At 66.4% G+C, this 19,379-nt stretch carries 17 protein-coding genes; 10 read left to right on the top strand and 7 right to left on the bottom strand.

The genetic code is table 11. From position 1 onward, the window contains the following. Nucleotides 1–324: 324 nt before the first annotated feature. From QX010_RS29315 to QX010_RS29300, 4 genes are all read left to right on the top strand, one after another. Nucleotides 325–1,404: a branched-chain amino acid aminotransferase gene (locus QX010_RS29315; protein ID WP_316183194.1), complete on the top strand. Its 1,080-nt coding sequence runs from the start codon at nt 325–327 to the stop codon at nt 1,402–1,404. Nucleotides 1,405–1,536: 132 nt separating this feature from the next. Beyond that, nucleotides 1,537–3,315, top strand: a complete 1,779-nt coding sequence (hisS, locus tag QX010_RS29310; RefSeq protein WP_410051990.1) for a histidine--tRNA ligase — start codon at nt 1,537–1,539, stop codon at nt 3,313–3,315. Continuing rightward, nucleotides 3,216–3,653: a tautomerase family protein gene (locus QX010_RS29305; protein WP_316183192.1), complete on the top strand. Its 438-nt coding sequence runs from the start codon at nt 3,216–3,218 to the stop codon at nt 3,651–3,653. Before hisS ends, QX010_RS29305 begins: the two co-directional genes overlap by 100 nt. Nucleotides 3,654–3,849: 196 nt before the next feature. Then, nucleotides 3,850–4,245 (top strand): thioesterase family protein, encoded by a 396-nt coding sequence (locus QX010_RS29300; protein ID WP_316183191.1) that lies wholly within the window; start codon nt 3,850–3,852, stop codon nt 4,243–4,245. Nucleotides 4,246–4,318: 73 nt separating this feature from the next. Here the strand turns inward: QX010_RS29300 and QX010_RS29295 are convergent, their stop codons facing one another. Beyond that, nucleotides 4,319–4,723, bottom strand: coding sequence for a DUF4864 domain-containing protein (locus QX010_RS29295; RefSeq protein WP_316183190.1), 405 nt, complete (start codon nt 4,721–4,723; stop codon nt 4,319–4,321). Nucleotides 4,724–4,963: 240 nt separating this feature from the next. Here QX010_RS29295 and kynU point away from each other — a divergent pair, with 240 nt between their 5' ends. From kynU to QX010_RS29275, 4 genes are all read left to right on the top strand, one after another. Beyond that, complete coding sequence (gene kynU, locus QX010_RS29290) at nt 4,964–6,157, top strand: kynureninase (RefSeq protein ID WP_316183189.1); 1,194 nt, start codon at nt 4,964–4,966, stop codon at nt 6,155–6,157. Further along, complete coding sequence (kynA, locus tag QX010_RS29285) at nt 6,154–6,993, top strand: tryptophan 2,3-dioxygenase (RefSeq protein WP_316183188.1); 840 nt, start codon at nt 6,154–6,156, stop codon at nt 6,991–6,993. Before kynU ends, kynA begins: the two co-directional genes overlap by 4 nt. A 33-nt stretch (nt 6,994–7,026) precedes the next feature. Then, nucleotides 7,027–7,854 carry an alpha/beta hydrolase gene (locus QX010_RS29280; RefSeq protein WP_316183187.1) on the top strand — a complete coding sequence of 276 codons (828 nt, stop codon included), beginning with the start codon at nt 7,027–7,029 and terminating at the stop codon, nt 7,852–7,854. Between the two features lie 182 nt (nt 7,855–8,036). After that, complete coding sequence (locus QX010_RS29275; RefSeq protein WP_316183186.1) at nt 8,037–9,542, top strand: amidase; 1,506 nt, start codon at nt 8,037–8,039, stop codon at nt 9,540–9,542. A 59-nt stretch (nt 9,543–9,601) separates the two neighbouring features. Here QX010_RS29275 and QX010_RS29270 read toward each other — a convergent pair whose 3' ends face one another. Beyond that, on the bottom strand, nt 9,602–10,351 hold the full coding sequence (locus QX010_RS29270; RefSeq protein ID WP_316183185.1) for a haloacid dehalogenase type II: 750 nt from the start codon (nt 10,349–10,351) through the stop codon (nt 9,602–9,604). Between the two features lie 158 nt (nt 10,352–10,509). Here QX010_RS29270 and QX010_RS29265 point away from each other — a divergent pair, with 158 nt between their 5' ends. Then, nucleotides 10,510–11,412 carry a LysR substrate-binding domain-containing protein gene (locus QX010_RS29265; RefSeq protein WP_316183184.1) on the top strand — a complete coding sequence of 301 codons (903 nt, stop codon included), beginning with the start codon at nt 10,510–10,512 and terminating at the stop codon, nt 11,410–11,412. Nucleotides 11,413–11,706: 294 nt separating this feature from the next. Here QX010_RS29265 and QX010_RS29260 read toward each other — a convergent pair whose 3' ends face one another. After that, the gene (locus QX010_RS29260) at nt 11,707–12,009 is read right to left on the bottom strand and encodes a helix-turn-helix transcriptional regulator (protein WP_315801980.1); all 303 of its coding nucleotides are present in this window, start codon (nt 12,007–12,009) and stop codon (nt 11,707–11,709) included. A 61-nt stretch (nt 12,010–12,070) separates the two neighbouring features. On the opposite strand from QX010_RS29260, the gene QX010_RS29255 reads away from it, so the two are divergent. After that, the gene (locus QX010_RS29255; RefSeq protein ID WP_315801981.1) at nt 12,071–13,027 is read left to right on the top strand and encodes a threonine/serine dehydratase; all 957 of its coding nucleotides are present in this window, start codon (nt 12,071–12,073) and stop codon (nt 13,025–13,027) included. Between the two features lie 132 nt (nt 13,028–13,159). Here QX010_RS29255 and QX010_RS29250 read toward each other — a convergent pair whose 3' ends face one another. From QX010_RS29250 to QX010_RS29235, 4 genes are all read right to left on the bottom strand, one after another. Next, a complete protein-coding gene (locus tag QX010_RS29250) occupies nt 13,160–14,755 on the bottom strand; it encodes a gamma-glutamyltransferase family protein (protein ID WP_315801982.1) in 1,596 nt (531 codons plus the stop codon). 139 nt (nt 14,756–14,894) lie between these two features. Then, nucleotides 14,895–15,278: a RidA family protein gene (locus tag QX010_RS29245; RefSeq protein WP_316183183.1), complete on the bottom strand. Its 384-nt coding sequence runs from the start codon at nt 15,276–15,278 to the stop codon at nt 14,895–14,897. Nucleotides 15,279–15,438: 160 nt separating this feature from the next. Next, a complete protein-coding gene (locus tag QX010_RS29240; RefSeq protein WP_316183182.1) occupies nt 15,439–17,772 on the bottom strand; it encodes an acetamidase/formamidase family protein in 2,334 nt (777 codons plus the stop codon). 291 nt (nt 17,773–18,063) lie between these two features. Continuing rightward, complete coding sequence (locus tag QX010_RS29235) at nt 18,064–19,305, bottom strand: acetamidase/formamidase family protein (protein WP_316183181.1); 1,242 nt, start codon at nt 19,303–19,305, stop codon at nt 18,064–18,066. Nucleotides 19,306–19,379 lie beyond the last annotated feature (74 nt).

The raw sequence follows: 19,379 nt of genomic DNA, 5'->3' as shown, positions 1-19,379 counted from the left end.
GTTACAAAACAATCGTCCGCTACGAAATTTTAGATCGTTTCATCGGCGGGCGATGGTCTCCAGGCGTGTCTGAACGGGCCGTAGGCAACCCCGACGGGCATCCTTGGGCGACGTATCGAACAACCGTGTGATGTCGAGCGGCATTTCGGCAAACCATACTGGACTTCCGCCGGGCGCAAAAGCATGTCCTGTGGTGGCATGCTTGCCCGGGGACCGGCCCAAAGCCGGTCGCGGCAGGTCCGAAATTCAAGAAGCCGACTGGCCCGATCGGACGGGTCGGCCCCAGAACTCGCGAATGGCGATCAGAGCGGGGGAAGCAAGGACATGACTTTGACATTCGACATCAAGCCGACGACGAACCCGACCTCCGACCAGGAGCGCGCTGCCAGGCTCGCCAACCCGGGCTTCGGCCGGGTGTTCACCGACCACATGGCCGTGGTCCAGTACAGCCAGGACAAAGGCTGGCACAGCGCGCGGGTCGAATCCCGCGCCAACTTCCCGCTCGATCCGGCGGCGGCGGTCCTGCACTATGCGCAGGAGATCTTCGAGGGGCTCAAGGCCTACAAGCGCGACGACGGCGGCGTGAACCTGTTCCGCCCCGACGCCAATGCCAAGCGGTTCTGGAATTCGGCCGAGCGCATGGCGATGGCGCAGTTGCCGCCGGAGGTCTTCATCGAGGCGGTCGAGCGGCTGGTTCAAATCGACCGCGCCTGGATCCCGGGCGGCGAGGGCAGCCTCTATCTGCGTCCGTTCATGATCGCCAGCGAGGTGTTCCTCGGCGTGAAGCCGTCGGCGGAGTACATCTTCGCGGTGATCGCCTCGCCGGTCGGCTCCTATTTCAAGGGCGGCCCGGCGCCGGTCTCGATCTGGGTCTCGGAGAACTACACCCGCGCCGCCGTCGGCGGCACCGGCGGCGTGAAGTGCGGCGGCAATTATGCCGCGAGCCTCAAGGCGCAGGCCGAGGCGATCACCCATGGCTGCGACCAGGTCGTGTTCCTGGATGCGATCGAGCGCCGCTATGTCGAGGAGCTCGGCGGCATGAACGTGTTCTTCGTGTTCGACGATGGCTCGCTGTCGACGCCGCCGCTCGGCACCATCCTGCCGGGTATCACCCGCGACTCCCTGATCGCGCTGGCGCGCGATGCCGGCCGCGAGGTGCGCGAGGAGGCATATTCGATCGACCAGTGGCGGGCGGATGCCAAGAGCGGCAAGCTGAAGGAGGCGTTCGCCTGCGGCACCGCCGCGGTGATCTCCCCGATCGGCAAGGTGTGCTCGGCGAGCGGCGATGTCCTGATCAACGGCGGCGAGGCCGGCCCGGTCGCCATGGGCCTGCGCAAGCAGCTGGTCGACATCCAGTACGGCCGCAGCCCGGATCCGCATAACTGGATCAGGGACGTGAAGTAGGGCAGGGCTCCGCTGACGGTGCGCTCCCTCCCCCGCTTGCTGGGGAGGGCTGGGTGGGGGGCGCCACGAAGACTGCCGCTGTGGCGCCCCCACCCCAACCCTCCCCCGCAAGCGGGAGAGGGGGCGCACCGCATGGATGGCGATAGCTTCGCTCTCACTGACATGGATGCGCGGGTGACCGACGCCTCCCGCGGGTTGCCGCACCCTGTCGCGGCTGCTACCACCTCAGGCAACGCATTCCATCCCGCAGGGTGGGCCAAGGACCGCGCAAGCGGGCCGTGCCCACCGCTGCGACGTCGTCCAGCCCATGGTGGGCACGCTGCGCTTTGCCCACCCTACGTGTCGAGTCCGATGTCCGACAAACCCAAGAAACCCCAGAAGCTGAAGGCGCGGCTGCCGCGCGGGCTCGAGGATCGCGGCCCGGCGGCGATCGCCGCGACGCGCGAGATGGTCGAGAAGATCCGCGCCGTCTACGAGCGCTACGGCTTCGAGCCGGTGGAGACGCCGGCATTCGAATACACCGACGCGCTCGGCAAGTTCCTGCCCGACCAGGATCGTCCGAACGAGGGCGTGTTCTCGTTCCAGGACGATGACGAGCAGTGGATCTCGCTGCGCTACGACCTGACTGCGCCGCTGGCGCGCTATGTCGCCGAGAATTTCGACGCGCTGCCCAAGCCCTATCGCAGCTATCGCGCCGGCTACGTCTTCCGCAACGAGAAGCCGGGCCCCGGCCGCTTCCGCCAGTTCATGCAGTTCGACGCCGACACCGTCGGCTCCGGCTCGCCGGCGGCCGACGCCGAGATGTGCATGATGGCGGCCGATACGATGGAGGCGCTGGGGATTCCGCGCGGCTCGTATGTCGTGAAGGTCAACAACCGCAAGGTGCTCGACGGCGTGATGGAGGCGATCGGCATCGGCGGTGATGAGCACGCCGGCCGTCGGCTGACGGTGCTCAGGGCAATCGACAAGGCCGACAAGTTTCCGATTTCAGAGATCAAGAAGCTGCTCGGCGAGGGCCGCTGGGACGGCGGCGAAGTCGGCAAGGGTGATTTCACCAAGGGCGCGGGCCTGACTGAAAGTCAGATCGACTCCCTGCTGGCCTTCTTCGAGATGAAGATCGCGGAGCCGCAAATTCAAGGTGAGGAGCAGGATCTGCAGTTCAACGCCCAGGTCTTGGCGAGCGTTGCTCAGCAGAAATTGTTCATGTCCTCGCCGGCCTATGTGGAAGGCGTCAACGAGCTGACCGAGATCGCCAGGCTGTGCAGCGCGGCCGGCTATGGCTATACCCGCGTCCGCGTCGAACCCTCCGTCGTCCGCGGTCTCGAATACTACACCGGCCCGGTCTACGAAGTCGAACTCCTGCTCGAGACCAAGGACGAGAAGGGCCGTCCCGTGCGCTTCGGCTCGGTCGGCGGCGGTGGTCGTTATGACGGGCTGGTCTCGCGTTTCCGCGGCGAGCCGGTGCCGGCGACCGGGTTTTCGATCGGCGTGTCGCGGCTGCAGGCGGCGCTGACCCTGCTCGGCAAGCTCGACACGCGGCCGGCTTTCGGCCCCGTCGTCGTCACGGTCTTCGACCGCGACCGCGTCGCCGACTATCAGAAGATGGTGTCGACCTTGCGCAATCACGGCATCCGCGCCGAGCTCTATCTCGGCAATCCCAAGAACATGGGCAACCAGCTCAAATATGCCGACCGCCGCAACGCACCCTGCGTGATCATCCAGGGCTCGGACGAGAAGGCGCGCGGCGAGGTGCAGATCAAGGACCTGATCGAGGGCGCCAAGGCGGCGGCCGCGATCGCCTCCAACCAGGAATGGCGCGAGAGCCGCCCGGCGCAGTTCTCAGCCAAGGAGGACGAACTCGTCGCCGGCGTCCGCGAGGTGCTCGCGCGCCACGACGTGAGCTGGGGGTAACAGGACTCGTCATGCGCGGGCTTGACCCGCGCATCCATCGCTTCACGACGGCCTTTCATTTCAGAATGATGGATTGCCGGGGCAAGCCCGGCAATGACAGGCTTGGGACAGGACTAACTAACAGGGAGCAACGAATGCCCGAGATCACAGTGAGCATGGCCGCCGGCCGCACCGACGAGCAGAAGGCCAACATGATGCGTGACATCACCAAGGCCCTGGTGACGCATCTCGGCGTCGATCCGGAAGCGGTGGTGATCCAGATCAACGAGGCGCCGCTGACGCACAAGATGAAGGGCGGCAAGACCTTCGTCGAACGTCTGGCCGAGCAGAAGAAGTAGGCGCTGCTGTCGTCCCTGCTCGGCGCGCAATTGCGCGCGGCCCAGGGACCACAGCCCCAGGAAGCGGTTTGAGGCATGCTGGTCGTTGGCCTTTTGCTCATCACGACCGCCGCGGCGTATGGGTCCCGGATCGGCACTACGCCGCACTGACGCGCGTCGCAGCTTGTCCGGGACGACATCTGAACTTGGAGCCATCATGGACGCACGTGAGATCATCAAACCGGGCATGCGCGCCGAGCGCCTGCTGGTGGTGCCGCCGGAGCGCACCGTGGGGCACTTTGTTCCTCATATGCCCATGGTCTATGCGACGCCGATGATGATCCTGGAGATGGAGATGACATCGGGCGACGCCATCAACCCGGTGCTGCCGCCGGGCTGGGTGACGGTCGGCACCGAGGTCAACGTCCGCCATCTCGCGGCGTCGCCGGTCGGCGCCACCATTCGCACGGTTGCCGAGGTGATCGAGGTCGAGCGCCGCGTCATCCGCTTCTCGGTCGAGGCGTATCATGGCGACGTCAAGATCGGCGACGGCCGCCACGGCCGCGGCCTCATCAATGTCGAGCAGTTCAAGAAGCGGTTCGGCGTGACCTAGCCGGTCTGCCAGAGCATGATCCGGAAAAGTGGAAACCGGTTTTCCGAAAAGATCATGCTCAAACCAAAGAGATCTAGACCGACTGGCCCGTCTTCAACAGCGAGCAGCCGGTGATCCTGAGGCTGCCGTCGGGCTGGGTCTGCAGCGTGTAGAGCGCCTCCCACGCCTCGCCTTCGGCATCGACGATGTGGACGCGCTGCGCGACGCTGCCGTCCTCGACCTCGGCGGCGCCGAATTCGAAGCTGCGATGGCGATAGACCGGCGGGTAGCCGCTCTTGACCATGCTCATGAAGATCTCGACGCTCGGAAACAGCGCCTGGATTTCCGGCGCGGCCTGGGCATAGGCGGTCGCGCCGTCGTCGCGCGCCAGGGCCTGTTCCTGGGCGCGGATGACGCTCTGCGCCGCGCTGGCGTCCGCCGCGGCGGCGGGGTGGGCCAACAGTGACAGCAGCAGGACGAGCGGCATCAGAATGCGCATGTCATGTCCTCCATCGGCAGGTCGGGTCGATCCATCATGCGCCATGTACCGTGCGTGACAAGCCTGCCGTCGCGCGTCAATGTCGCGGGCCGGCGGCGATCGGCCGGCTGGATTGTGTCGCCATCGTCACGTCTTCGCGAGCCATGCGGCCCGCGCGGTGCCGGTCGCGATCGGATCGGCTTGATCTGGCCTGATCCGGCGCGAATCATGCATTCAGGCCGTGAACGAAGCAGGAGCCGCATGACCGATTTTTCCACGACTCGATCGCTCTTCACGATCCCTGACGGGGTCATCTATCTCGACGGCAATTCGCTCGGCGCGCTGCCGTCCGCCGTGCCCGCCCGCGTTGCCCGGATGATCGAGGCTGAGTGGGGACGGGAGCTGATCCGCGGCTGGAATAGCGCGGGATGGATGGTGCAGCCGCGCCGCGTCGGCGACCGTATCGCGCGGCTGATTGGGGCCGCGCCCGGCACGGTCGTGATGGGCGATACGCTCTCGATCAAGGTGTATCAGGCGCTGGCCGCGGCGCTGTCGCTCAATCCGGGGCGACGCGTGATCCTGTCCGACAGCGGCAATTTTCCGTCCGATCTCTACATGGCGCAGGGCCTGGTCCGCATGCTCGGCGACCGCGCCACCTTGAAGGTGGTCGAGCCGGAGCAGGTCGAGGCTGCGATCGACGACAGCGTCGCGGTGCTGATGCTGACAGAGGTCGACTACCGCACCGGCCGCATGCACGACATGAAGGTGCTGACGGCAAAGGCGCACGCGGCCGGCGCGCTCACGGTATGGGACCTCGCGCATTCCGCCGGCGCGGTGCCGGTCGATCTCGCCGGCGCGGAGGCCGACTTTGCGGTCGGCTGCACCTACAAATATCTCAATGGCGGTCCCGGCGCGCCGGCCTTCATCTATGTCGCGCCGCGTTACGCAGACATCGCGCCGCCGGCGCTGTCCGGCTGGATGGGCCACGAGGCGCCGTTCGCCTTCGATCTCGATTATCGCCCCGGCGGTGGCATCGAGCGGATGCGCATCGGCACGCCGCCGATCATCGCATTGGCCGCGCTGGATGCCGCGCTCGACGCCTGGGACGGCGTGTCGATGCAGGACGTGCGCAAAGCCTCCATCGCGCTGTCGGAATTGTTCATCGCCGAGGTCGAGAGGCGCTGTCCGTCGCTGACACTGGCCTCGCCGCGCGATGCGTCGCGCCGCGGCAGCCAGGTGTCGTTCCGCCATCCGGACGGCTATGCGATCATGCGGGCGCTGATCGCGCGCGGCGTGATCGGCGATTTCCGCGCGCCCGACGCGCTGCGCTTCGGCTTCACGCCGCTCTACATCGGCGAGAGCGAGGTGCGCGGCGCCGTCGACATTCTCGAAGAGGTGCTTGCCGACAAGCTGTGGGACAAGCCCGAGTATCGCCAGAAGGAGCTCGTGACGTGAGCAGCGCGCCCTACGATCCCGCCACCGAGGGGGCGCGGATGAACTTCAAGGGACGGATGTCCTATGGCGACTATCTGATGCTGGATCGCCTGCTCGATGCGCAGGCGCCGCTGTCGTCGGCGCATGATGAGCTCCTGTTCATCATCCAGCACCAGACCTCCGAATTGTGGATGAAGCTCGCGATCCACGAGATCAAGGCCGCCATGGCGGCGATCGCCCGGGACGACGTGCAGCCGGCGTTCAAGATGCTGACAAGAGTGTCGCGCATCTTCGAGCAGCTCAACGGCGCCTGGGACGTGCTGCGCACGATGACGCCGAGCGAGTACACGCTGTTCCGCGACAAGCTCGGCGAGTCCTCCGGCTTCCAGTCGTTCCAGTATCGCTCGATCGAATTCCTGCTCGGCAACCGCAATCTGGCGATGCTGCGCCCGCATGCGCATCATCCGGAGCTGACCGCCGAGCTGGAGGCGATCCTGGCGAAGCCCAGCCTGTATGACGAAGCACTGCGGCTCTTGGCACGGCGCGGCTTCTTCATCGGCGTCGACGGGCAGCGCACCGACTGGCGCGGCACCCGCGCCGAGAGCCCGGAGGTCGCGGCCGCCTGGACCAGCGTCTATCGCGATCCGCAGCGGCATTGGGAGCTGTATGAGCTCGCCGAGAAGCTGGTCGACTTCGAGGACTATTTCCGCCGGTGGCGCTTCAATCACGTCACCACGGTGGAGCGCATCATCGGCTTCAAGACCGGCACCGGCGGCACGTCAGGCGTCAACTATCTGCGCAAGATGCTGGAGATCGTGCTGTTCCCCGAACTCTGGAAGCTGCGCACCGGCCTCTGAGCCATCGCGCGCTCATTCGATCAGGAGATTATCATGCTGTATGCCGTCAAGGACTGGGACAACGCCTACGCCAACGGCCCGAACATCGCCGGCGGCGAGCGCTGGCCCGGCCTGTGGGTCGCGCCGGCCGAGGCGTATCGAACGGCGTTGGCCGGGCAGGGCCGCGCCAGGCTCGACATTGCCTTTGGCGCACATGAGCGCCAGCGCCTCGACCTGTTCCTGCCTGAGGGCACGCCAAAGGGGCTCGTCGTGTTCGTGCATGGCGGCTACTGGATGCGCCTCGACAAGAGCTTCTGGTCGCATCTCGCGCAAGGTCCAATCGCGCGCGGCTTTGCCGTGGCGATGCCGTCCTACCGGCTGTGTCCCGAGGTCGGCATCGCCGACATTTCGGGCGATGTCGCGCAGGCGGTCGCGAAGGCGATGGACGAGGTTGCCGGTCCCGTGGCGCTGACCGGCCATTCCGCCGGCGGCCATCTCGTCACCCGCATGATCTGCCGCGGCGCCCCGCTGTCGCCGGAGCGACAGGCGCGCATCACCAGCGTGGTCTCGCTCTCCGGCCTGCACGATCTGCGCCCGCTGCAGCGGACCGTGATGAACGACACGCTACATATCGACGACGCCACGGCGCTGCGCGAGAGCCCGGCGCTGCTCGCGCCGATCGACGGCGTCAAGGTCACCGCCTGGGTCGGCGGCGCCGAGCGCAACGAATTCCGCCGTCAGGCGCAATTGCTCGCAAACATCTGGATCGGCTTGGGTGCTACGACCGCCTATGTCGAGGCGCCGGACCGGCACCATTTCGACGTGATCGACGATCTGGCTGATGCGGAGAGCGGGCTGGCGAAGGCGCTGGTGGAGATGTAGGCAGCTCCCGCGTGGGTTCGAGGTCGCGGCCACGCTTAATCGTCAAAGCAAATTACGGCTATCGACATAACTCATTTTGGAACACCTCGGCGGCTGGCTACTCTTTCGCGTGTTGAACGTCGACCTCGTCCACCTTGCTCCGTTGCGCGTGGACGTGGTCGCACCGCGATCGAGAGGCCTTGATGCCAGTCCGACGTCCGACTGCTACCGAGCTGCAACAGGCCGCGCGCGAGATCGGCCTCGATCTCGATGATGCCAATGCGCTGTCGTTCCTTGCGCTGATGCAGGGGCAGCTCGACGCGTACGATCTCGTCGACGAGATGGCGGCGCCGCTGCCCGAGGTCAAATATCCGAGGCCCTCAGGAACACGCCCGCTACCGGAGGACAATCCGTTCGGCGCCTGGGCCGTCACCGCGCACATCCAGGGCGCTGCGGACGGCAAGCTCAAGGGCAGGCGCGTCGCCATCAAGGATAATGTCTGCGTCGCCGGCCTTCCCATGATGAATGGTGCGACCATCCTCGAGGGCTACGTCCCGGAGATCGATGCGACGATCGTCACGCGCCTCTTGGACGCCGGCGCGGACATTCTGGGCAAGGCCGTCTGCGAATACTACTGCGCCTCCGGCGGCAGTCACACCTCAGCCAATGGGGTCGTCGAGAATCCGGTCGTGCCCGGCTACAATGCCGGTGGATCGTCTTCAGGATCCACCGCCCTGGTCATGGCCAACATCGTCGACATGGCCACCGGCGGCGACCAGGGGGGCTCGATCCGCATCCCCGCGTCCTATTGTGGTGCCGTCGGCCTGAAGCCGACGCACGGCCTCGTGCCCTATACGGGCATCTTCGCGGTCGAATTGACGGTCGATCACGCCGGCCCGATCACCCGCACCGTGGCCGACAACGCATTGATGCTCGAGGTGATGGCAGGGCCGGACGGGCTCGATCCGCGGCAGCGCGGTGCCTCGTCACAGCCTTATACGCAGGCGCTGCGGCAAGGCGTGGCTGGCTTGCGCATCGGCGTGGTGCCCGAAGGGTTCGGCACGGTCGGCGCCGAGACCGAGGTGGACGACCGCGTGCGCGAGGCGGCCGGTCGTCTCGCAGCCAAGGGGGCCGACGTCCGTGAGGTCGCAGTGCCGCTGCATGCCGCCGGGGCTGCAATCTGGACGCCGATCTTTCTCGAAGGCGCCACCGATCTGATGATGCGCAGCAACGCCTATGGTACCAACATGAAGGGCGTGTTTCTGGAGAGCCTGCTCGATGCCCACGCGCGCTGGCGCGATCGGGCCGGAGAATTGTCCGAGACGCTGAAGCTCGGCATCCTGACCGGCCACTATATGTCGTCGCGCAATCGCGGCCGCTACTACGGCAAGGCACAGAACCTCAACCGCCTGCTCACGGGAGATTATGATCGCGCGCTCGAACAGGCCGATCTGCTTCTGATGCCGACCACGCCGATGGCAGCGACCCGGCTGCCGTCCGCCGGGGCGTCGCGGGAGGAGATCATCGGCCGCGCCTTCGAGATGGTCGGCAATACCGCGCCGACCTGCCTCACCGGGCATCCCGCGATCTCCGTTCCGGTCGGGAAGACGGCGGACGGCCGTCCGATCGGCGCGATGCTGATCGCGCGCCACCTCGACGAGTCGACGTTGTACCGGGCGGCTTCCGCACTGGAGGCGTGCTACCAGTGAAGGATGACGTCGTCCTGACAGCAGGTGCTCGTCGGATGCGGCGCGGGATCTGAGGGGATCTACGGCCTGGCAGTGGGTGGCAGCAGCCCGGGCAGATCGAACAGTCCCCGGACCCGGTGATCGGGCGCGAGCCCGAGCTCGTCCATCTGCATCCGCATCGCCTTGAACATCGTCAGCGGCGCAACGAGCGCGCAGCTTTCACAGGCTGCGGCCATCGCTTCGGGCGTGACCCTCTCGATCCATGCCACGGTCAGCCCGGCAGCCTTGGCACCGATCGCGTCCCACGGATTCGAGGACACGAACAGGACTTCGGCGGGCGCGGCTCCGAGCTCGGACTCGATCAGGGAGTAGGCCTCGGGACTCGGCTTGAACGTCGCTCTGCTGTCGACGCTGATGGTCTTGTCGAGAAACCGATCGAGACCGGTGTTGCGTACCAGCGCGTCCAGCATCGCAGGGGCACCATTCGAAAGGATCGCCAGCTTGCGGTCCTGGAGACGCTCAAGGGTGGACAGCGTGTCCGGGTAGGGATCGAGGTGGACATATTTGTCCATGATCACCTCGAGCAGCGCTTCTTCGTAGCCAAGGCCGAGGATCCGGAGCGTATAGACCAGGGATTGGCGCGTCACCGCCTCGAAATCCTCGTAGCGCCGCATCAGCGAGCGCAGCCAGGTGTATTCGAGCTGCTTCATCCGCCAGATCTGCGTGATCATGTCGCCACGGCCCGGGAAAGCCTGCTCGGTGACCGACGCCACCGATTGAATGTCGTAGAGGGTGCCGTAGGCGTCGAAGACGACGGTGCTGATCGCCACGGGGATGGTCCTTGTGTCGGAGCGGTTTTGTACGCGAAGTGCGGTAAGGGACCGCAATGCAGTCCCGTTGCGTCGCGTCAGGGACTTGACGCGAGTTCCGGCATCCCATGCCGCAACTCTGGTCTTTACGAAGTGTGTTCCGACCGACAAAGTGAATTATGACGATGTTGGTATCGTCTTTTTCGATAGCGGGGACTGTCGTGAACTTCGATATCGACTGCCTCAGATCGTTTCTCGTGATCGCGGACACGATGAGCTTCTCGCGGGCCGCAGAGTCCGTCGGGCGATCGCAGTCGACGATCAGCCAACAGATGTCCAAGCTGGAATTGCAGGTGGGCAAGCCATTGTTGACGCGGCGCAAGGGCCGCGTTCTGGAGCTGACCCCCGAGGGTGACCGCTTCGTCCAATACGCGCGGCGTATTCTCCAGCTCAATGACGAGGCCTATGCCTCGATGTGCGAGGATGTCCTCCTCGGTTTCGTTCGTCTGGGGGTTCCGCTCGACTTTTTTGGCCGCGACTTCACCACGTGGCTCGCGCGGTTCAAGACCAAGAATCCGATGGTGGGCATCGAGGTCGAAGCCAATCAGTCGGAAAGCCTGATGAAGCGGAGCGCCCGCGGCGAATTCGACCTCGCCTTCTTCAAGCAGGAGGCCGGGGCTCGAACCGGCACCTCGGTGCTGACAGAGCAATTGGTCTGGGTCTGCGGGCCGAACTACACGCCCGACGATGCGTCGATCCCTCTCGTCCTCTTCCCGGACGGCTGCACGTATCGGCGTTTCGCCATGTCGTCGCTGAAGCAGAACGACCGGCGTTGGCATCTCAGCTTCGTCAGTCCGAGCTTCGAGTGCCTCAAGGCGGCGACGCTCGAGGGGCTGGGAATCACCGTCCTTGCGCGCGCCCTGGTGCAGCCGCCGTTGCGCATCATCCGGCAGGATCTCGGTCTGCCGCGCTTGCCGACCGTCGAGCTCGCCTATGCGCGCGGCCGCAGCAACTCCCGCACGGTGGGGGAGCTGACCACGTTTCTCGCCGAGAGGCTGACGGGAGCGGGCGTGCAGCCATAGCTCGGATCTGTGCCGAACGGGCTTCGCTTGCGACCCGACGGCTGCGCCGCATAGGGCCAGGGCGCGCGAAGCACTTCTAGGGCCAATCGACGCCTCGACCGGATTGGTGCTGAGTCGAGGTGCAGCGGGTCGATCGCAGCGACAGCGACAAGATCAAGGAGGACGCCGTCGCCGCCTCCCTTTCGCGCATGGCGAGCTTTCCTCGCAGAAATCGCTGCGCCGTCGTCGTGGACAGGATGATGCTTCGGCGCGCTTCGCCGCAATTCCCGTTGCCCGCCAAGGTTCGCATAATTCCTATAGCGCGTCGCTGAGCAGCCGTCGCGCCGCCTTCAATCCCTGCTCGTCGCGCTTGTAGAACGTCCAGCCCTTGGCGCGCTTGGCCTTGACGAGGCCGGCGGCCACCAGCACGCGCATGTGCTCGCTCAGTGTCGGCGCGGAGACGCCGAGCTTTTCGGCAATGAATAGCCCGCAGACCCCGTCCTTGACGAGGTCGCCATCGTTCTGTGGCGGAAAATGCCGCGTCGGATCGCGCAGCCACTCCAGGATCTGCAGCCGCTTGTCGTTGGCCAGTGCACGGAACACGCGGTCGGGCGCCATTTTGGTACTTTGCCAATTAGCTAATTTATGTCAAGACATGCCGATCGGAACGAGGTGCGGCATGTCAGACATATCGACAGCGGTAACCCGGCAGCAGATCGCGGCCACCTATGAGCTGATCCGGCCTTACGTCCGGCGCACGCCGATGATAACGGTCGATGGTGGCGATTTCGGCCTGCCGTCTTCCCCATTGCGACTGAAGCTCGAATTCATGCAGCATGGCGGCTCGTTCAAGGCGCGCGGGGCGTTCGCCAATCTCCTGACCCGCGATGTGCCGGGGGCCGGTGTGGTCGCGGCGTCCGGCGGCAACCATGGTGTCGCGGTGGCGCTGGCGGCGCAACGTCTTGGCCTGAGAGCAGCGATCTTCGTGCCGAGCATCGCCTCGCCGTCGAAGATCGACCTCATCAAGCGCTTCGGCGCGGAGATCCACGTCGGCGGGGATCGCTATGCCGATGCGCTGGCGGCGAGCGAACGACATGTCGCCGAGAGCGGCGCCTTGCCGATTCATGCGTTTGATCAGCCCGAGACCATGCTGGGGCAGGGCTCGGTGGGGCTGGAGGTGGAGCGCGACGCAGATGATATCGACACGCTGCTGGTGGCGGTCGGCGGCGGCGGGCTGATCGGCGGCATCGCCGCGTGGTACGAGGGACGCGTCAAGGTCGTGCCGGTGGAGTCGGACGGCGCGCCGACCCTGCGCGACGCGCTGGCGGCCGGACACCCCGTCGACGCGCCCGCCGGTGGCGTCGCTGCCGACAGTCTTGCGCCGCGCCAGATCGGCGCGCGCGTGTTTCCGATCGTGCAGCGGTTCGCGGCGGCGGAGGTGATCATCGTCAGCGACGACGACATAAGGGCGGCGCAGCGCGCGTTGTGGATGACGTTGCGCGTCGTAACTGAGCCGGGCGGCGCCGCGGCCTTCGCCGCGCTGCTATCCGGTGCCTACCGTGCGGGTCCGTCCGAGCGCGTCGCGGTTCTGGTCTGCGGCGCCAACACCACAGCGGTCAATTTCAAGAGTTGCTAGATGGATGGGCCGTGAATTCTGTGCCCCGTCATGGGATGTCGGAGACCGCTCCTGTGTAGGGTCGCGGTATTCGTCGCGGCCTCGGCAGAACGGAGAGAGCGGACTGCCGTTCAGCCGGTGTCTCGCATTCGATCAGCTCTCCGCGACCGCATCGCCCCAGGCATGGAAGATTTCCGTCGCGCCGCTGTTCGCGTCGCCCTGGCGCAGCACGACGCTGGGGCAGGCGAACTTCATCGGCATGGTCTGCACCGGCGCCGGCACGGTCTCGAACTTCGCCGTCAGCGCGTCCATCACCTCCGCCGGCAGCCGGGTGTCGGCGCCGACCACGTCGCCTTCGCTGGCATCGATGCGCGGCTGGTGGATCGCGGCATCGAGGTCCATGCCGTAGTCCATCACGAAGGACAGCATCTGCGCCACCGCGGGCAGGATGCGGCGGCCGCCGGAGGCGCCCAATGCGAGGCGGCGGCCGTCGGCGGCCTGCGCCACCACCGGCGTGTAGTTGGTGAGGCAGCGCTTGCCGGGGGCCAGCGAATTCGTTGTGCCGGGCGTCGGGTCGAACCACATGATGCCGTTGTTCATCATGATGCCGCTCTGCGGCGCCTGGAATTTCGAGCCGAAGCCGGACAGCAGGGTCTGCGTCACCGCCGCCATGTTGCCGTCGCGATCGACCACCGAATAGTGCGTGGTGCAGGCCGGTGCCAGATATTCGGCGCCGATCGCGCGCTTGCCCGCCGCGTCGCCCATGTCGTTGAGCCGCTCGCGATAGGCGGCCTGCACCGCCTCGGCATAGGCGATGAAGGCGCCGGCATCCGGCGCCTTGCCCGAAGCCGTTACGCTCGCCTGCATCAGCCGCAGCGCGTGAGCCAGCGTCGGGCCGGCGGTGAGCTCCGGCGTCGCGAACACCGCGCCGCCGCGATAGGGAATGCGCAGCGGCTCTCGGACATGCGCCTCGAACGCGGCGAGGTCATCCACCGAAAGCGCGCCACCGGCGGCCTGGATGTCGCGGGTCAGCGAGCGGGCGATGTCGCCGCGGTAGAAGTCGCGCGCGCCGGCGCTGGCAAGATGGGCCAGCGTCGCCTTCAACTGCTCCTGCGGCAGCCGCGTCACCGCCTTGGCGCCCCATTGCGGATTCGGCGGCAGGCCATCCTTCAGATAGGCCGCGGCGCTGCCGGGATAGCGGCGCAGGTCGGCGGCGCAGCTCGAGATCATCACGGTGGTCCACCAGTCCACCAGCAGGCCCTCGGCGGCGAGCTTCACGCTCGGCGTGACCAGATCCGCCCATGGCAGCCGCGCGTAACGGCGATGCGCCGCCTCCATGCCGGCCACGACGCCGGGCACCGCGATCGCGCCGGGGCCGTGCAGATTGCGGTCGTCCTTGACGCGGGGCCATGGGAAGATGTCGGCCGCGACGCTGCCGTCATTGGCCAGCGGATAGTCGGCGACATCGAGGCTGTCGGGCGCGCGCATGCCGTAGTCGATCACTTCGACATGGTTGTCCCTGGCGCGGTACAGCACCATCGCGCCGCCGCCGCCGAGGCCGCTCATCCACGGCTCGAGCACGCCGAGCGCAAAGCCGGTCGCGACCACGGCATCGACGCAGTCGCCGCCCGCGGCCAGCACCTCGGCCCCGATCTCGGCGGCGCGCCGCGACTGTGCCGCGACGATGCCGCCCTTGCTGCTCACCGCCGGCTTGCGGATCTGCTGACGATTGGAAAACTGATACGGCATGGCACTCCCCACGATCCCGCCTGATGGTCTGGCGAATTGACACCGGCCGGCGTCGGCGCGCAATCGGCGACAGCGGGACGCTCCCCAGCCCGGATCGAATGACGGGGCCTCGCGTTGAGGAGATGTTTACCAATGGGTACTATGGTCTTCGGCAGACCAGATCGATCTCGATCAGCGCGTCATAGGCCAAGCCGGTGACGCCGACGCAGGTGCGGGCCGGCAGCCGGTCCGGCGGGAAGAATGAACGGTAGGTTTCATTCATCGCCGCGTAATCCCGCTTGAACTCGGTCAGGTAAATCCGAGACATCACAATATGTTCGAGGCCGAGGTTGAGACCTTGGAGGATGTGCTTCAAGTTCTGCATCACCGCCTTCGTCTGATCCACGATCCCCTCCGGCAGCATGCCCGGCGCCTCCGGCGAGTCCGGCATCTGGCCGGTGACGAACACGAAGCCGTCGGTCTCGACGGCGTGGCTGAAGGGGGCCACCGGCCTGGTCGCGCCGGAGATCATGTGGAACTGCATAGGGATGCTCCTTTGTTGTTGGGCTTCGTGGTAGCGACAGCAATGGTCGTCATTGCGAGGAGCGAAGCGACGAAGCAATCCAGGCAGCGCGTGACGCCCTGGATTGCTTCGCTCGCTCGCAATGACGGAGATCTGGGATGGAGTTGGGGCGCAATGAACGTCAGCGTTCATCCTCGAACAGCCGCTTGCTCAGGATCGCGTGGACGCCCCAATTGCCGTCGACGACCTGGGTCACGCCGAAATCCACCGCGGCGGACATCAGCGCGACCGCCTCGTCCTCGCTCAGGCCTTTGACGTGCATCAGGAAGCGCCGCATCTTGCGGAACGCGTCCTTCATCGCGAGGTCGAGCGAGGAGGTCGCGTAGACCTCGCTCTGGCCCTGTGCACCGAACTCAGCGAGATAGTTCGGATGGCTGAAGCCGGTCAGCACCCAGTCGGTCGCGGTTTCGATCAGCGGGTAGGAGAGATCGGCGAACGGCTGCCCCGCGAGTAGCGCCTTCTTGTGCAGGATCACTTGGAACGTGCCGGTCATCGAGCATTCGATCGCGGTGCCGCCGAGCTCCCCATCGCCCTGGGTGGCGTGGGGATCGCCGACGGACAGCAGCGCGCCGGGCACCGCGACCGGCAGATACACCGTCGATCCCCTGCCGAGCCGCCAATTGTCGAGATTGCCGCCGAAATAGGAGGGCGGAATCGAATCGACGAAATCGGCCTCGCGCGGCGCCACCGCGATGACGCCGAAATGCGGCCGCAAGGGAATGCGGATGTTGTCGAGCACGCCGTGGCGGCGCTTGATGCTGTCGGGGGCGACCGGCACGCCGGGATAGTCGTAGGTTGTGTGCACGATCCCGTTGGGATCGGTCTGCGGCTCCCAGCGGTAGGAATACAGCGCGCGGGCATGCGGCTCGGGCGCATCGGCGAAGATCTCGTAGATCGTCACCGCCTCGCGCGGCGCCGGCGCGGCGATCAGCTCGTTGTAGTGATAGCCCCACCACGCCGCGACGCTGGAGCCGAACACGCGGCCTGCATGTTTCGGGTTGCGGCTTGGCCGCGGCACGATGTCGAGGATGCGCACCTCGAGCACGTCGCCGGGCTGTGCGTCCTTGATCGCCACCGGACCAGTGCAGATGTGCACGCCGAAGCCTTCGCCGGCGCCGCGGCCGAACACACTGGCGTCCATCGGGCCGGCGCCGCGGCGGTCGACGTTCTTCTTCGCCTTAGTCCAGCCGAACACGCTGAGCGCAGCCGCGTCGCCTGCGATCATCAGCTCCGGATCATCCGAGGCATGCTGGGTCAGCGTCTCCACCGTGATCGTGTCGCCGGACGCGATTTCGATCTGCGGCGGCAGCGAGCGGCTGAAATAGCCCCAATGCACGCGCTCGGCCGACACCGCCAGATGATGGTGATGCCGCTGCGCGTCCTGGTCGTTGGCCGGCGCGGGCAGGGCGACATCGCTCCTGGCCGACGCCGGCCTCTCGCAGGCGCGCTGCTGCGCCAGCGCGTCCTGCGGCCATCCGCGCTGGCCGCGCGGGGCCGCCGCCGTCACCGCCTGCTCGGCCTTCTGCTGCCGGAATTCGCGCGGCGACAGGCCGAAGCGGGCGCGGAAGCTGCGGCTGAAATGCGCTGAATCGGCGAAGCCGTAGCGATAGGCGATCTCCGAGATCGAATGGTTGGCTTCGGCCGGATTGGACAGGTCGGTCCAGGCCCGTTGCAGCCGCCGTTCTCTTACGTAGTGGCTGAAATTGTCGCCGGCGCTCTCGAACAGCTTTTGCAGATAGCGCTCGGAAATGCCTTCGGCCTGGGCCACCCGCGCCGGCGTCAGCTCGGCATCGTCGAGCCGCCGCTCGATGGTCTGGCAGAGCCGGTGCAGGATCGCGGCCTGCGTCGCGCTGCTGCCGGCCTCCGCCGCCGGCGCGGCTTGTTGATGGGCGAGTGTGAGCAGCAGATCGACCATGCTCTGCGCGACCGTGCTCCATTCGGCATCGCTCAGGGTGTCGAGCGCGCGTGCGGTGGCCTCGATGGTGCGGCAGACCACGTCGGCCAGGCCGCTCGGCGCGATCACCTGGGCTTGGGCCAATTTCAGCCTGCCGCTGATGCGGCCATGCAGAGCGTCCGCCGTCACCGACAGCACGATGGCGCGCAGACCGCGCTGGAACGCGATGCTCCAGTCGCCGGCGCGCGGCAACAGCATCAGATGTCCCGCGGGGACGATGCGATGGCCGTCGCTGCAGCGGAGCAGGGCGCCGTCCTCGATCGCGAGCAGGGCGATCGGCAGATCCGCATGGGCCTGCGGAACTGCAGTGATCGCCTGCGCGCCCGCCGACAGCCGCGAAAGAGCGATGCCCGGCGCTTGGCGATGCGAGGCGGTGGCATGACCATCATAAAATGGCGTCTTCGCCGCGGGCTGCAGCCCGACCGCATTCAGCACGTCGCGCCACGCCTCCGGACGCTCGCCCTCGGCATAGGATTCGCTGGTGAACGGACGAAAACTCATGGCACGCCCCGGGTCGGGGAATTCTAAGCAACCCCCGTGCCAGATGAGCTTCATGACCTGCCGTGTATCGGTGTTGTTCAGTTCGCTATTCCTCCACTCATTTGGATCGGTGCTCGTGCCACAGGCGCGATCGGTTCCCCTCCCCCTTGTGGGGAGGGGTTAGGGGAGGGGGCCCACAACGGCGGTCTCGCCCCGGGGCACCCCTCTCCCCAACCCTCCCCACAAGGGGCCCACAAGGGGGGAGGGAGCGCACCATCCGCGGGGCGGGAGCTGGCTATACGTTTCGCAAAATCACTCACACCGGAACACGTTCTTCCGGATCGTGCCATGCACGCCCCAATTGGCGTCGACCACCTGGGTGACGCCGAAGTCGGCGCCGACCGACATCAGCGAGATCGCCTCGTCCTCGCTGAGGTGGTGCACCGTCATCAGGAAGCGGCGGAGCTTGCGGAAGGCGTCGCGCATGGCGCGGTCGAGACTGGAGTGGTTGGCGATCTCGGTCTGCGCATTGGCGCCGAGCTCGGCGAGATAGTTCGGATAGGTGAAGCCGTAGACCGACCACGCCTGGTCGGTCTCCAGCAGCGGATGCGTCAGGCCCTCGAGCTGCGTGCCGCCGAGGTCGCTCTTCTTGTGCAGGATGAACTCGAAGTCGCCGGTGAGCGAGGTCTCGATCGCGGTGCCGCCGAGTTCGCTGTCGCCCTGCGCGGCATGGGGATCGCCGACCGAGAAATAGGCGCCGGGCACGGCGACCGGATAGTACATCCGCGCGCCCTTGCCGATACGCCAGTCGTCGATGTTGCCGCCGGTGTAGCTCGGGGGGATCGATGAGACATAGTCGGCCTCCGATGGCGCGAGCCCCATCGTGCCGAAATGCAGCCGTGCCGGCACCTTCACATTGGGCAGGATGTTCTCGCGCTTCTTGATCGTGGCGTGGTCGACCGGCACGCCGGGATAGTCGATGGTCGGGTGCACGATGCCGTCGGGATCGGTCTGCGGCGTCCAGACGTAGTTGTAGACCGCCTTGGCGAACGGCTCGCCCGCGGTGTCCAGCTCGAAGATGGTGATGACCTCGCGCGGCTTCGGCTCCTCGATCAGGTCGTGATAGTGGAAGCCCCAATTGGCGGCGGCGTTGGAGCCGAAGCACTTGCCGGCATGGCAGCCGCATCGGCTCGGCCGCGGCCTTATGTCGAGGATGCGCACCTCGAGCACGTCGCCGGGCTCGGCGCCTTCGATCGCCACCGGTCCGGTCAGCAGATGCACGCCGATGCCTTCGCCGGAGCCGCGGATGAACGGGCCCTCGGTCGGACCGGAGCCGCGCCGCGCCACGGCCTTGTGCTCTTTCGTCCACTTGAACACGCTTTCCGCGCCGGGATCGTCCTTGATCATGCGCTCATAGTCGTCATTGGCGTGATGCGTCAGCGTCTCGATCGTGGCGCGCTCGCCGGAGCGCAGGGTGAGCGCCGGCGTCACCACCTTGGAGAAATAGCCCCAATGGACGGTCTTGTTGGACACCGGCAGCAGATGGTGTTTCATGCGAGGGCCTCTTTGCTCAGAGATCGAGATTGTCGTGCGGTGAATTCGAGGGCGGGCCTCATGGTTCTCAAGGC

It is taken from the genome of Bradyrhizobium sp. SZCCHNRI1009, from assembly GCF_032487575.1.
Lineage (GTDB): Bacteria > Pseudomonadota > Alphaproteobacteria > Rhizobiales > Xanthobacteraceae > Bradyrhizobium.
This window is presented reverse-complemented; position numbering and strand designations above follow the sequence as displayed.